This is a genomic window from Microbacterium sp. MYb54 (genome assembly GCF_002979515.1).
In the GTDB taxonomy this organism is placed as follows: Bacteria; Actinomycetota; Actinomycetes; order Actinomycetales; family Microbacteriaceae; genus Microbacterium.
Genome location: NZ_PCPA01000004.1, coordinates 249443 through 262222, shown reverse-complemented (window position 1 = coordinate 262222; position 12780 = coordinate 249443). Strand labels below are relative to the sequence as shown.

The following is a 12780-nucleotide window of genomic DNA, read 5'->3' as shown; positions in this document are numbered from 1 at the left end:
TGAAAGCCTGAGCGAGACGAAAGGCTGCATCGTGAGCGAAAACCAGGTTCCTCCCTCAGGTGACGCGTCGCCGCTCACGCCGCCACCGCCGCCACCTCCTGCAACGCAGGCTGCCGCACCCGCGCTTGCGGCCTACCCGGTGCCGCCCGGCCCGCAGCCCACTCAGAGCTATCCCGGTGCACCGCCCACCTACGCTCAGCCAGGTCAGCCGGCCTATGGGCTCCCGCCTGCCGCTGCACCGCAGCCCGGCTATGCCCCGCCGCCGGCGCACCCGGGTTACGGCACGCCACCAGCGCAGTACGGCACGCCACCAGCACAGTCCGGCTACGCGCCATACGCCGCACCGGGCTACCCTTCGACGACGCCGCGCCCCACGAGCGGACTCGCCATCACCGCCTTGGTGTGCGGTATCGCCGGAATCGTCCTGTTCTGGGCGATCATCCCCGTGCTGGCATCGATAACCGCCGTCATCACCGGTCACATGGCGCTCGGCCAGACCAAGCGCGACCCGGCGCTCGGCGGCCGGGGCATGGCGATCGCCGGCCTGATCCTCGGCTATCTGGTGGTCGCGGTCGGCGCCTTCGTGCTCGTCAGCACCATCATCAGCTTCCTGTTCGTCGGAGCGTTCAGTCTTCCGTACCTCTTCTCGAGCTGACCGCCACCGAACGGGCACGCCGGGAGGTCCGCACCGGCGTAGGCTTGAGGCATCGTGAAGAACGCGCGTGAAGTCCCGGCCGTCACCTCACTGCCGCGGTCTCCGCGGGATGAGGCAGACCATCGTGTGCGCCGCTATGTCCTGACGATGTCGATCCGCGTCGTGTGCTTCGCGCTCATGGTGCTGGTGCAGCCTTATGGGTGGTACACCTGGGTCTTCGGGATCTCGGCTGCCGTGCTGCCGTACATCGCCGTCGTCTTCGCGAACGCGGGAAGCGACAGCACCGACACCACCGCGGAGTCCCCGGTGCAGGAACTCGACGCCCCGAGGCCGGCTCCGATCGAAAGCGACACGACCACACCTCCGGTGTTCACGATTCACGAAGGCCCGAAAGACGCATGACAGATCATGAATGCTCGCGTGCCGGCTGCCGGAGCGCGGCTACCAAGCAGGTGGTGTGGCGCAATCCCCGCATCCATGCCGCCGATCGCGAGAAGATCTGGCTGGCCTGCGATGAACACGTCGACTTCCTCCACGACTATCTCGCGGCTCGTGACTTCCCCGTGAGCGTGCGCGACGGTGTTCCCGCATGAGCCGACGATGGACCCGATGGGCTGTCTATGTGCTCATCGCGATCGGCTTCGCGGTCGCGTGCGTCTTCCTCTCGAACTGGCAGTTCGAGAGGAACGAGACCCGCGCGGCGCAGATCGAGCTCGTGGAGCAGAACTACGATGCCACCCCCGTGCCGCTCGCGGACCTCATCGGCGATGACGGCGTCCTCGATCCGGGCGACGAGTGGCACCCGGTGCTTCTGCAGGGCGAGTATCTGGCCGACCAGCAGCTCCTGGTGAGGAACCGCCCGCATGGCGGAACGAGCGCGTTCGAGGTGCTGGTTCCGTTCCGCGATGTCGATGGACGCGTGTTCATCGTCGATCGCGGCTGGGTTCCGCCCGGTGATGGCGATGCCCCGGACGCGGTTCCGGCGCCGCCGAAGGGCGAGGTCGAGGTCACCGTGCGGTTGCGTCCCGGTGAGCAGGTTCCGGCTTCAGGTCGTGGCGCACCGGAGGGACAGGTGCCGACCATCAACCTGCCCACGATTGCGAAGCTGGTCGAGGGCGATGTGATCACCGGCGCCTACGGGCGCGTCATCAGCGAAGATCCGGCGGGGTCAGGCACGCTGGGCGGCTTCGACTCCCCCACCGATGACCCGGGTCCGCACCTCTCCTACGCGATCCAGTGGATCCTGTTCGCCCTGATGGGTTTCATCTTCATCGGATACATCATCCGCACCGAGATCGTGAAGCACCGCGAAGAGGTCGAGGGCATTCCTGCCCCGGTGAAGAAGTCCCGGCGCAAAGACCACGACGCCGATGTCGAGGACGAGCTGCTCGACGTGCGCTGAGTTCGTCGACGATCGATCATTCAGCTCGTGATCGACGCTCCGTCGTCGCGCACAATCATGAACCCCGCTCTGACGAAGAGAGAGTACGCGCGGCCGATGTGCGCCCGACCACGACTCGGAACGACGTCTCCGTAGGTCAGGCGAGCTCGATGAGGTCCTGGTACTCCTGGCTCCAGATGTCCTCGACCCCGTCCGGGAGGATCAGCACGCGCTCGGGGTTGAGCGACTGCACGGCACCGGGGTCGTGCGAGACGAGGACGACAGCGCCCTCGTAGTGCGCAAGTGCACCGAGGATCTCCTCGCGCGACGCGGGGTCGAGGTTGTTGGTGGGCTCATCGAGGAGCAGCAGGTTCGCCGACGAGACGACGAGCGTCGCGAGTGACAGTCGCGTCTTCTCCCCACCGGACAGAACGCCCGCAGGCTTGAGGACGTCGTCTCCCGTGAAGAGGAACGAACCCAGGACCTTACGCGCCTCGGTCTCGGTGATGTGCGGCGCGGCGGAGACCATGTTCTCGAGCACCGAGCGGTTGACGTCGAGGTTCTCGTGCTCCTGGGCGTAGTAACCGACCTTGAGCCCGTGCCCTGGCTCGAGCTGTCCGGTGTCGGGCTTGTCGACGCCGGCGAGCATCCGCAGGAGAGTGGTCTTTCCGGCACCGTTGAGGCCGAGGATGACGACCTTCGAACCGCGATCGATCGCGAGGTCGACGTCGGTGAAGATCTCCAGCGAACCGTAGGACTTCGACAGGCCCGTCGCCATGAGCGGGGTCTTGCCGCACGCGGCCGGCTTCGGGAATCGCAGCTTCGCCACGCGATCTTCCTGGCGCACGTCATCGAGGCCGGCGAGCATCTTCTCGGCACGGGCGACCATCTGGTGGGCGGCGGCGGCCTTCGAAGCCTTTGCGCCGAAGCGCGCCGCCTGCAGCTGCAGCGTCGTCGCCTTCTTCTCGACGTTGGCTCGCTCTTTCTTGCGACGCTCCTCGTCGGCGACGCGCTGGCGCAGGTAGTTCTTCCAGTTCATGTTGTAGGTGTCGATCACCTGGCGGTTCGCGTCCAGGTAGAACACCCGGTTGACCGTCTCGCCGACGAGTTCGACATCGTGGCTGATCACGATCAGTCCACCCTTGTACCCCTTGAGGAACTCGCGCAGCCACACGACGCTGTCCGCATCGAGGTGGTTGGTGGGCTCATCGAGGATCATCGTCTGTGCGTCCGAGAAGAGGATGCGGGCGAGCTCGATACGGCGACGCTGGCCACCCGAGAGCGTGGAGAGCGGCTGGTCGAGGATCCGGTCGGGAAGGGAGAGGTTGTGCGCGATCGATGCCGCTTGAGCTTCAGCCGCGTAACCACCCTGAGCCTCGAACTTCTCGGTCAGTGCTGCATAGCGCTTCATCGCCTTCTCGGCGACGGCCGGGTCTTCCGATCCCATCGCGAGCGACGCCTCGGTCATCCCGAGGTTCAGCTGTCCGAGCCCGCGCGCGTCGAGGATGCGGGTGCGGGCGAGGTCTTCCGGGTTCCCGGAGCGAGGGTCCTGCGGCAGGTAGCCGAGCTCACCCGAACGGGTCACGTTACCCCCGGAGGGCAGCTCGTCGCCCGCGAGCACCTTCGTGAGTGTGGTCTTCCCGGCCCCGTTGCGGCCGACGAGTCCGATCTTGTCTCCGTCGGCGACGCGGAACGAGACGTTCTCCATCAGCAGGCGCGCACCAACGCGGATCTCGAGGTCGTGCACGGCGAGCACAGCGGACGTCCGTTCTTTCAGGGAGGTTGTTCGGCCGATCGGCCAGCCTCCCAGTATAAGCCGCGTGGCCGGGAGTCGCTTCCAGCAAGATCAGTCCGGAGAGTGACGCGTCCGATACCCCAGAGGGATGCCCCCACCCGCACCCCTTGCATAGCGTGCGGGAGTGGACATCCTCAACGAGCTCATCATGCAGGCGATCGCCTCGCCCTGGCTGTATCTGGTCCTGTTCGCCGTCACCATCATCGACGGCTTCTTCCCGCCGGTTCCCAGCGAGACGGTCCTCGTCGCGGCCGCAGCCGTCGCCGCGTCCACCGGTGAGGGGAACCTGGTCTTGCTCGGAGTCGTCGCCGCGATCGGGGCGGCGATCGGAGACAACATCGCCTTCCTGATCGGCAGAGGGCTCGGCACGACCCGGTTCGCGTGGATGCGTCGGCCGAGAGTAGCGGCGGCGTTCGCTCACGCCCAACGCGCACTCGATCGGCGCAGTGCCACGCTCATCCTCGGCGCCAGATACATCCCGGTCGGACGCGTCGCCGTCAACATGTCAGCCGGCGCGCTCGACTTCCCCTGGCGCCGGTTCCTCCCGCTGAGCCTGATCGCCGGGCTCAGCTGGAGCGTGTTCAGCCTCGCTATCGGGCTGCTCGCCGGCGCCTGGATCAAGGACCAGCCCCTGCTCAGCGCCGGGCTCGGAATCGTCGTAGCGCTCATCATCGGCGTCGTGATCGACCGGATCGCCGCGGCCCGTCGCCGCCGTGAGCCCGCCCCGCAGCTGGCAGGATGAGGGTCATGGCCCGCCGCCGAGAGCGCACACCGCGCCGCCAACGGATCAGCCGCCGCACCGCAGCCCTCGTAGCGCTGTACGCGGCGGTCGTTGCGCTGTACGCTCTCATCGTTTCGCTGCAGACGGTGCTGTACGGCACGCCGCTGCCGCTGTCGTTCATTCTCGGAGCCGCACTGTGCGTCTCGCCGGTGCTCGCGATCTCCCGCCCACGCTGGGCCATCGTGCTCTTCACCGCAGCGGCGCTCACGATGCCGCTGACCGTCGCGTCGGAACTCGCCATCCGATCGCCGTGGCCCTGGGCCGTCCCTGCCCTTCTCGTCTTCGTCCTCTTCGTCGGCGTCGTCACGTTCCTCCACGGTGCACGGCTGGGCGCCTACACCCTGATCCTCGGCGTGATCGCCTCACTTCTCGCCCCCGTGCTCCGGCCCGACATGGTCGCGCTGCCGGAGTCGTCTGCCAGCGCGACGGCCGACCTCATCGTGACGACGGCCGTCGCCTCCGCCATGTTCCTCATCGCGGCGCTGGTCGCCGGCCGGGTCCGGGTCGCAGCCGAGCTGACCCGCGAGAAGGAGCACAGTGCGCTTGAAGAGGCCAGACGCGCGCTCGTGGAGGAGCGCACGAGGATAGCCAGAGAGCTTCACGACGTCGTCGCGCACAGCATGTCGGTGATCCAGGTGCAGGCCTCGACCGCGAAGTACCGGATCCCCGACCTCGACGACGCCGCGACCGCCGAGTTCGACGACATCGCGGCAACCGCCCGAAGCTCGCTCACCGAGATGCGACGCATGCTCGGCGTGCTCCGCACGGAAGACCAGAACGCCGAACTCGCACCGCAGCAGGGTATCGACGACATTCCGACCCTCGTGGACAGCATCCGCCGCGCCGGAGTCGAGGTCGGGCTGGCACTCGAAGGCGGAGAGGCCGCGGTCGCTGCCACCCCCGCCGTGCAGATCGCCGCCTTCCGCATCGTCCAGGAGGCTTTGAGCAACGCCGTTCGACACGCGCCGGGTGCACGGATCGCCGTGCGGTTGCATGCCGAAGCCCGCAGCATCCGCATCCTGGTGCACAACGCCGCCCCACCACGCAGCCCCGAAGGGCACGGAGGCGGCTACGGACTCCGTGGCATGCGTGAACGGGCCGAGATCCTCGGCGGGAGCCTGTCCGCAGGACCTGCAGCGGGTGGCGGATGGGATGTCATCGTCGTGCTCCCCCTCGATGGCGACTCGACTGCCACGACTGCTGTCCCTTCGCTCGACAAGGAGAATCCATGACGATCAGCGTGCTCATCGCCGATGACCAGGCCATGGTCCGTGCCGGGTTCGCTGCCCTCCTCGATGCCCACGACGGCATCCGAGTGGTCGGGCAAGCCGCGAACGGCACCGAAGCCGTCACCTTGGCGGCGCGTCTCGATCCCGATGTGATCCTGATGGACGTGCGGATGCCCGAGCTCGACGGTATCGAGGCGACTCGACGCATCCTCGGTCCCTCCTACCCTGCCGCGCATGTGCCACGGATCCTGATGCTCACGACTTTCGACATCGACGACTACGTGTACGACGCACTCGAGGCGGGTGCCAGCGGATTCCTGCTGAAGGATGCGCTGCCCGAAGAGCTCGTGCACGCAGTGCGCGTTGTCGCCGGCGGAGATGCTCTGCTCGCGCCGAGTGTGACGCGACGCATGATCGAGCAGTTCGCCGGGCGGCGGCCACGTTCACCCCGATCCGCGACCTCACTCGCCGAGCTCACCGATCGCGAACGCGAGGTGCTGGGACTCATCGGCAAGGGGCGCTCCAATACTGAGATCGCCGCCGACCTCTTCATCGCGGAGCAGACGGTCAAGACGCACGTGGGCAAGGTGCTCGCGAAGCTGAACCTGCGCGACCGCGTGCACGCCGTGATCCTCGCCTACGACACCGGACTCGTGGAGCCATCCTCCTGACTCACCCCGTCGTAGGGGGTCGTAACGGCACCCGAGGGTGATGCCCCCACCGGCACCGCGTCCATAGTCTCCTGGGACACCGCTCCCGAGGAGGAATCATGGCCATCGTCCAGGCACCGCGCGCCGTCATCACCACTGCTCCCCCGCGCGCATCCCGCGACACCGGGATCGACTTCGTCCGCGCGCTCTGCGTGCTCGGCGTCGTGCTCCTGCACTCGATCATGGTCGGCGTCACGGTCACTGATTCGGCGCCCGTATTCGACAACGCCAGCGACGGAACCGGATGGATCGCCCCACTCAGCTGGCTCCTGCAGGTGATGCCGCTGTTCTTCGTGATCGGCGGGTTCTCGGGGCTACTGGCCTATCGACGGATGCGGCAGCGCGGCGGTACGTCCGTCGGATTCATCGCAGGGCGTGTGCACCGACTGCTGCGTCCCGCCATCTACACGATCGCCGTCATCGGCCTCGCACTCGCGCTGCTCACCGTCTTCGGAGTGCCTGCCGACCTCATCGCCACCGCGGGATTCCGGTACGGACAACCGCTGTGGTTCCTGGGTGTCTTCCTGCTGTGCCAGGCGCTGCTCCCCCTCCTCGCCGCCGCCCACGAGCGCGCACCGTTTCGCACGATCGGCGCTCTCGCCATCGCCTCGATCGCCGTCGATGTCCTGCGCGCCGCATCCGGCGTCGAAGCACTCGGCTTCCTGAACCTCGCCTTCGTGTGGATGACGCTGCAGCAGCTCGGCTTCTTCCTCGCCGACGGACGCATCGATGCGCTGAGCGTCCGCGTCCGTGTGATCGCGGGCATCGGGGCCCTGGTCCTCCTCGTCACGACCTTCCTGGCCGCGATGTACTCCCCCGACCTCATCGCGAACATCAACCCGCCCACCGCAGCCCTCCTGCTCGTCGGCATCGCGCACACCAGCCTGATCTCACTGAATCGCGACCGTCTCGAACGGTTCAGTCGCCGGCCTCAGGTAGCCGCGTTCACCGGTTTCGTGACCGTGCGGGCCATGACGATCTATCTCTGGCACATGCCTGTACTGCTCCTGATGGCGGGGGCCACCGCGATCTATGCCCTCGCGACCGGCACGATGCTGCCTGCACTCGACAGCACCGAGTGGTGGGCGGGCCGGCCGCTCTGGCTCGCGACCGCGCTCGCACTCACGGCCCTCGTCGCGGTCCTGTTCAGCCGGTTCGAGTCGCAGCCCGCGCCACCGGCGACGGCATCGGCTCTGCAACTCGCCATCGGGACTCTGAGCGGCCTGATCGGCATCGTGCTGCTCCTGGCTGCCGGCACCTCGGTCGCCACCGCACTCATCGCGATCGCGTTGATCGCGGGTGCGCTGCGACTCGCTTCCCGGACGGCACCTCGACCGCTTCAGGGCGCGGGAGTGCTCGCCGCCGTCTGAGACTCAGCCGACGCCACGCGCCGCCAGCGCATCGCCGACCTCATCCGCGTGCCGCAGGGCGAGCACCAGCAACGGCACCACGGTGCGAACGCCCAGCCGTACGTCTCGAGCCTGCTCCGCTTCCCGCACGCGTTCGGCGAACCCCGCGATCACCGGAATGGTCGTGAGGGTCAACGACAACGTCAGTGCGATCGCTTCCGGATCCTTCCCGAACCGACGAATGGGCTGCAGAAGCCAGTGCAGCACCTCGAGGAGGTCAGACATCCGGGTCGTGAGCGTCAGCAGTCCGGCCAGCAGGAGCACCGCCACGACTCGCCCCGTACTGATCCACGCGGCGACCGGCGACACGAAGATCACGAGGGCTCCGGCAAGGATGAGGACGATCCAGCGCAGACGCCAGATCTCCGCGAACAGCACCCGGAAGGGCAGTCCAGCGACTGCGTACAGCGCCAGGACCACGAGGAGCGATACGGCGATACTCACCGAGTCATGCGGGTAGACGGAGAGGACGAGCGCTGCGACCGCCAGGGCGGCGAGCTTGGCCCAGGCGGGGGCGCGGTGCAGGATTCCGGTTCCCGGTCGATACAGCGCGATCATGCGCACGCCTGTCGATAGGTCTCGATGACCGCCGCGGGGGGCCCGCAGGCGGCGATCCGCCCCTCGTCGAACAACACTGCCGTCTCGCACCGTGCGGCCAGTTCGAGGTCGTGCGTCACCACCACGACCTGGGCGGTCTGCGCGAGCAGCAGATCTCCGATCCGGCGGGAGTTGCGCAGATCGAGGAGCGTCGTCGGCTCGTCGGCGACGATCAGTCGTGGTGCGGCGATCAGCACGGAAGCCAGCGCGAGCATCTGCTTCTGGCCCCCGGACAGGCTCGACGCAGGGATGTCGGCGTGGTCGTCGAGCCCATGCAGATCGAGGGTCTCCCGAACGCGAGCCGCCACTTCCGCCTTCGGCTGCCCTCGCAACGACAACGCGAGGTCTTCGGCGGGCGTCGGCATGAGGATCTGCGCATCAGGGTTGGTGAACACGAAGCCCACACGCTTGCGGACGGCTGCGCGTTCACGCACGGTGTCGAGTCCGTGCACAGACACCGTGCCACTGCTGGGAGCGACGAGGCCGTTCAGGAGTCGCGCGAACGTCGACTTCCCCGAGCCGTTCGCGCCGATGACGGCGATGGTCTGCGCCGTGATCGCGACCGAGACGTCATGAAGCACCGGACGGCCGTCGAACTGCACAGACACCGCGTCCAAGACGATCGGGGTGAGAGTGACCTCTGCGGAACTCGGCACCGCGACTCCCTCTCGTGCATCATGACCTGAACAGTGTTCACCTGAACGTCGTTCACTATAATGGGAGGATGAGCCCAGAGCCCAATCCGGCCCGACACGATCGCGACAGCGTCGCCAGGAGCGCACTCGCCCTGCTCGACGAAGTCGGGCTCGCAGACCTCTCGATGCGGCGCATCGCCGCAGGATTGGATGTACAGCCGAGCGCGTTGTACTGGCACTTCGCGAGCAAGCAGGAGCTGCTCGCCGAGCTCGCCGATCGGATCACGGCATCGATCCCCCGCGGCAGCGCTGACGTGCTGGCGACCGCACGCGGTATTCGCGACGCGCTCTTCGCCTACCGCGACGGCGCAGAGCTGGTCCTCAGCACCTATGCCCTCCAGCTCGGCTCCTCACAGGCCCAGAGCGCACTGACCGAGGCACTGCGCGCGCAAGGTGCTACCGCCCCTGAAGACCGAGGCGCGGCGATCCTGCACTTCGTGCTCGGACACGCCACGCTCGTTCAGCAGCGCATGCACGCTGACAGCTATGGAGCCCTCCCCGACGCGGGAGAGGTCGACGTCACCGCCGGACTCGATCGCGTGTTCGATCTCGGGATCACGGCCCTCGCCGGAGAACTCAGTGCGCCGGTGACTCCGCCGCATGCCCGAGCCTGAGGCCGGGAACCACAGCAAGCACGACGAGCGCGATGCAGAACGCGAACACCGCGCCGAACGCTCCCGCCTCACCGCCGAGGGAGGCGACACCGAGCCCGGCCAATGCGATCGCGACGGCCGACCCGGTGGCGTCGGAGATCGACAGCGCGGATGAGTTGAAACCCTGGTTGGTGACGTTCGAGTAGGCCAGCGTCAGCACGGTCAGGCGCGGGTAGAGCAGCCCCATCCCGCCTCCGGCGAACGCCCAACCCAGCACGACGACGGCAGCCGAGACATCGAACACCGCGGCGGCGAGCACGCACAGCATCGCGATCAAGAGCGAGCCGAGACTGATCACCGTGATCCGGTGATTTCCCAACCGCTCGCCGTATCGCCCCTGCAGGGCCGATGCCCCCGCCCAGGCCAGGGCGGCGAGCATCAGGGCGATCCCGGCCCAGGTCGCGCTGAAATCGAACTTCCTCATCAGCAGATACGGGATGTAGGCCTCTGTGGCGAAGAATGCCCCCGCCACGATGCCTCGCATCAGCACGACGCTTGGCAGCCCCGGCCCCGCCCGAAGCGTGCGCCGCGGCAGCAACGGAAGGACGGCGAATCCGATCGCCAGTACGGCCCCGAGCGCCACCGGCCACCCGATACCGGGGTCCATATCCGCCGAGAAGCCGATCACGACGGCGAGCACGGCGACGACGACGGCGAGCACCAGTCGAACGATGAGCGCTCGCCGATCCTGCGGTTCCCCTCTCCCCAGATCGACACCGCGGAGTCGGACGGCGATCATCAGGAACGCCGCAGCAGTGAGCACGGCGACACCCAGGAACGCCCAACGCCAATCGAGGTACTCCGCCACCGCTCCGGCGAGGAACGGCCCGACCATCGAGGGTACGACCCAAGCGGCTGCGAAAGCCGCGAAGATCCGCCCGTGCAGATGCGGCGGGTACAGCCTCGCGACGACCACGTACAGTGCGACGGTCTGCCCACCTGTTCCGAGCCCCTGCACCAGACGGCCGATGAGGAACTGGTGCATCGTCACCGCGAAACCCGAGATCAGCAGACCGATGATGAAGAGTGTGACCGCGACGTACAGTGCGCCTCGAGGTCCGCGAGCGTCCGACCACGCTCCGGTCGCCACCATTCCGATCACGCTGGTCGCGAGGGTGCCGGCGAACGCAACGGCGAACAGGGCCTCGCCGTTGAGCGCCTCACTGACGATGGGCATGACCGTCGTGACCGCCAGCGCTTCGATCGCCGCGAGGAAGATGAGGGCGACCGCACCGAGAGTCACCCAGATGCGCTGGCGATCCCAGATGGTGGCGGCGTCGACCGGGGCGGTCATCGGCCCACGAGCGTCGCGATGCGCTCGATGGCCTCAGTGAGGATCTCCGGACTCGTTCCGAAGTTCAGTCGCACGTGGCCAGCACCCTCTGCACCGAAGGCCGGCCCGAAATGGAGGGCGACTCTTGCGTCCTTCAGGATGCGTCGGGCCGGATTCTCGCCCCACTCCAGCGCCGAGAGATCGATCCACGCGAGGTACCCGGCGTCGGGAATGCGATAGCGCGCGCCAGGAAGCCGTGCAGCGAGGAGATCTTCCAAGAGCACGCGGTTCTCGTCGAGAGTACGCAGCAGCCCGTCGAGCCAGAGGTCGCTCTCCTCCGAGAACGCGGCGACCGCGGCGAGCAGACCGAACTGTCCGGTACGCCACTCGACCTCGACGGGGAGTCCACGCAGGACGGCACTCGTCTCCTCGTCGGCAGCGACCATGAGGGCGCACTTCAGCCCTGCGAGGTTGAACGCCTTGCTGGCGCTGACCACCGCATAGCCCACCCGCTGTGCCGCGTCGCTCACTGCGAGGAACGGGGTGAAACCGGTGCCCGGCTGCGCGAGCGGCGCGTGGATCTCGTCGGAGACGACCGCGACACCGAACTCGTCAGCCAGCTCCGCGAGTGCAGAGAGGCTTTCCCTGTCGTGCACCGTGCCCGTCGGGTTGTGCGGGTTGCAGAGCAGAATCGCGGTCGCGCCGTCCTCGAAGGCGGCGCGGATACCGTCGAGGTCGAGCTGCCATCCGGTTCCGGTGTCGCGAAGAGGCACTCGTTCGACCTCGGCGCCGGCTTCGGCCACCAGGTCGTAGAAGGGCGGATAGACGGGCGGCGTCACGACGACCCGTTCGCCCGGCTGCGTGACACGACGGAGGATCTCGACGATCCCCATACTCACGTCTGCGGTGCTGCGCATGCGCGCGGGGTCGGGTTCCCACCCGTAGCGGCGGACGGCGAACGCTGCGAACGACTCCGCGAGAGGTGTCCGCGACGCGACGTACCCGGTGTCACCGATCTCGACGGCGCGCTGCAGCGCCGTCGAGATGGCCGGCGCCAACGGAAAATCGGTCTCGGCGACGAACAGCGGCAGAACGTCTGCAGGGTACTCCCGCCACTTCTCGCTGCTGCGCTCACGGAGCTCCGCCAGAGGCAGAGCTTTCACCTGAAGCATTCGTTCTCCCGAGGTTCCGACACGCGACATCGTCGTGTCATCTGATTCGACGCGCGCGTCGAAACCGCCTAGCGGCGGGTCTCCGTGCGGGTCAGATCGCGAAGCCGAGGGCGCGCATCATGTCGCGCCCATCGTCCGAGATCTTCTCCGGACCCCACGGCGGCATCCAGACCCAGTTGATGCGGAATCGATCGACGACGCTGTCCAGAGCCTGAGCGGTCTGGTCCTCGAGAACATCGGTGAGCGGGCAGCCGGCACTGGTCAACGTCATGTGGATGACGAGAGCATCGTTCTCGTCATCCCACGCGAGGTCGTAGATGAGGCCGAGGTCGACGACATTGATCCCGAGCTCGGGGTCCATGACGTCTTTGAGAGCCTCAGTGACCGCGTCGTACTTCTCGTCAGTCAGGGTCGCTGTCATGCGATCAGC

General features: G+C 67.4%; 15 protein-coding genes. 9 read left to right on the top strand and 6 right to left on the bottom strand.

The window, feature by feature from the left end:
* Positions 1 to 31: 31 nt before the first annotated feature.
* The 4 genes from CQ040_RS06845 to CQ040_RS06830 are packed head-to-tail and all read left to right on the top strand — an operon-like array spanning position 32 to position 2057.
* Positions 32 to 655 carry a DUF4190 domain-containing protein gene (locus CQ040_RS06845; RefSeq protein WP_181156704.1) on the top strand — a complete coding sequence of 208 codons (624 nt, stop codon included), beginning with the start codon at positions 32 to 34 and terminating at the stop codon, positions 653 to 655.
* Positions 656 to 709: 54 nt separating this feature from the next.
* On the top strand, positions 710 to 1057 hold the full coding sequence (locus CQ040_RS06840) for a DUF3099 domain-containing protein (protein WP_105525858.1): 348 nt from the start codon (positions 710 to 712) through the stop codon (positions 1055 to 1057).
* Positions 1054 to 1248, top strand: a complete 195-nt coding sequence (locus tag CQ040_RS06835; RefSeq protein ID WP_028501704.1) for a hypothetical protein — start codon at positions 1054 to 1056, stop codon at positions 1246 to 1248. The genes CQ040_RS06840 and CQ040_RS06835 overlap by 4 nt, the downstream gene beginning before the upstream one ends.
* A complete protein-coding gene (locus CQ040_RS06830; RefSeq protein WP_105525857.1) occupies positions 1245 to 2057 on the top strand; it encodes an SURF1 family protein in 813 nt (270 codons plus the stop codon). The genes CQ040_RS06835 and CQ040_RS06830 overlap by 4 nt, the downstream gene beginning before the upstream one ends.
* 136 nt (positions 2058 to 2193) lie before the next feature.
* On the opposite strand, the gene CQ040_RS06825 is transcribed toward CQ040_RS06830, so the two are convergent.
* The gene (locus tag CQ040_RS06825; RefSeq protein WP_028501700.1) at positions 2194 to 3792 is read right to left on the bottom strand and encodes an ABC-F family ATP-binding cassette domain-containing protein; all 1599 of its coding nucleotides are present in this window, start codon (positions 3790 to 3792) and stop codon (positions 2194 to 2196) included.
* Between the two features lie 163 nt (positions 3793 to 3955).
* On the opposite strand from CQ040_RS06825, the gene CQ040_RS06820 reads away from it, so the two are divergent.
* The 4 genes from CQ040_RS06820 to CQ040_RS06805 all read left to right on the top strand — a co-directional run bounded on the left by CQ040_RS06820 (position 3956) and on the right by CQ040_RS06805 (position 7921).
* A complete protein-coding gene (locus tag CQ040_RS06820) occupies positions 3956 to 4573 on the top strand; it encodes a DedA family protein (RefSeq protein WP_105525856.1) in 618 nt (205 codons plus the stop codon).
* A 5-nt stretch (positions 4574 to 4578) separates the two neighbouring features.
* Positions 4579 to 5844, top strand: a complete 1266-nt coding sequence (locus CQ040_RS06815; protein WP_105525855.1) for a sensor histidine kinase — start codon at positions 4579 to 4581, stop codon at positions 5842 to 5844.
* On the top strand, positions 5841 to 6512 hold the full coding sequence (locus CQ040_RS06810; protein WP_105525854.1) for a response regulator transcription factor: 672 nt from the start codon (positions 5841 to 5843) through the stop codon (positions 6510 to 6512). The genes CQ040_RS06815 and CQ040_RS06810 overlap by 4 nt, the downstream gene beginning before the upstream one ends.
* A gap of 98 nt (positions 6513 to 6610) precedes the next feature.
* Positions 6611 to 7921, top strand: a complete 1311-nt coding sequence (locus CQ040_RS06805; RefSeq protein ID WP_105525853.1) for an acyltransferase — start codon at positions 6611 to 6613, stop codon at positions 7919 to 7921.
* A gap of 3 nt (positions 7922 to 7924) precedes the next feature.
* Here CQ040_RS06805 and CQ040_RS06800 read toward each other — a convergent pair whose 3' ends face one another.
* Positions 7925 to 8518: a CbiQ family ECF transporter T component gene (locus tag CQ040_RS06800; protein ID WP_105525930.1), complete on the bottom strand. Its 594-nt coding sequence runs from the start codon at positions 8516 to 8518 to the stop codon at positions 7925 to 7927.
* Complete coding sequence (locus CQ040_RS06795; protein ID WP_105525852.1) at positions 8515 to 9213, bottom strand: energy-coupling factor ABC transporter ATP-binding protein; 699 nt, start codon at positions 9211 to 9213, stop codon at positions 8515 to 8517. The genes CQ040_RS06800 and CQ040_RS06795 overlap by 4 nt, the downstream gene beginning before the upstream one ends.
* Positions 9214 to 9281: 68 nt before the next feature.
* Between CQ040_RS06795 and CQ040_RS06790 the strand changes: the two genes are divergently transcribed.
* On the top strand, positions 9282 to 9866 hold the full coding sequence (locus CQ040_RS06790; RefSeq protein ID WP_105525851.1) for a TetR family transcriptional regulator: 585 nt from the start codon (positions 9282 to 9284) through the stop codon (positions 9864 to 9866).
* On the opposite strand, the gene CQ040_RS06785 is transcribed toward CQ040_RS06790, so the two are convergent.
* From CQ040_RS06785 to CQ040_RS06775, 3 genes are all read right to left on the bottom strand, one after another.
* Positions 9829 to 11199, bottom strand: coding sequence for an MFS transporter (locus CQ040_RS06785; RefSeq protein WP_105525850.1), 1371 nt, complete (start codon positions 11197 to 11199; stop codon positions 9829 to 9831). The two genes, CQ040_RS06790 and CQ040_RS06785, sit on opposite strands and share 38 nt — an antisense overlap.
* Entirely contained in the window at positions 11196 to 12350 is a 1155-nt protein-coding gene (locus CQ040_RS06780; RefSeq protein ID WP_105525849.1) for a MalY/PatB family protein, read from the bottom strand. Before CQ040_RS06780 ends, CQ040_RS06785 begins: the two co-directional genes overlap by 4 nt.
* A 91-nt stretch (positions 12351 to 12441) precedes the next feature.
* Complete coding sequence (locus CQ040_RS06775) at positions 12442 to 12771, bottom strand: metal-sulfur cluster assembly factor (RefSeq protein WP_028501690.1); 330 nt, start codon at positions 12769 to 12771, stop codon at positions 12442 to 12444.
* Positions 12772 to 12780 lie beyond the last annotated feature (9 nt).

Bases quoted from the DNA above. Each gene is read 5' to 3' on its own strand.
- CQ040_RS06830 (WP_105525857.1), top strand. From the start codon at position 1,245: ATGAGCCGACGATGGACCCGATGGGCTGTCTATGTGCTCATCGCGATC.
- CQ040_RS06815 (WP_105525855.1), top strand. From the start codon at position 4,579: ATGGCCCGCCGCCGAGAGCGCACACCGCGCCGCCAACGGATCAGCCGC.
- CQ040_RS06785 (WP_105525850.1), bottom strand. From the start codon at position 11,199: ATGACCGCCCCGGTCGACGCCGCCACCATCTGGGATCGCCAGCGCATC.
- CQ040_RS06835 (WP_028501704.1), top strand. From the start codon at position 1,054: ATGACAGATCATGAATGCTCGCGTGCCGGCTGCCGGAGCGCGGCTACC.
- CQ040_RS06810 (WP_105525854.1), top strand. From the start codon at position 5,841: ATGACGATCAGCGTGCTCATCGCCGATGACCAGGCCATGGTCCGTGCC.
- CQ040_RS06800 (WP_105525930.1), bottom strand. From the start codon at position 8,518: ATGATCGCGCTGTATCGACCGGGAACCGGAATCCTGCACCGCGCCCCC.
- CQ040_RS06805 (WP_105525853.1), top strand. From the start codon at position 6,611: ATGGCCATCGTCCAGGCACCGCGCGCCGTCATCACCACTGCTCCCCCG.
- CQ040_RS06790 (WP_105525851.1), top strand. From the start codon at position 9,282: ATGAGCCCAGAGCCCAATCCGGCCCGACACGATCGCGACAGCGTCGCC.
- CQ040_RS06780 (WP_105525849.1), bottom strand. From the start codon at position 12,350: ATGCTTCAGGTGAAAGCTCTGCCTCTGGCGGAGCTCCGTGAGCGCAGC.
- CQ040_RS06775 (WP_028501690.1), bottom strand. From the start codon at position 12,771: ATGACAGCGACCCTGACTGACGAGAAGTACGACGCGGTCACTGAGGCT.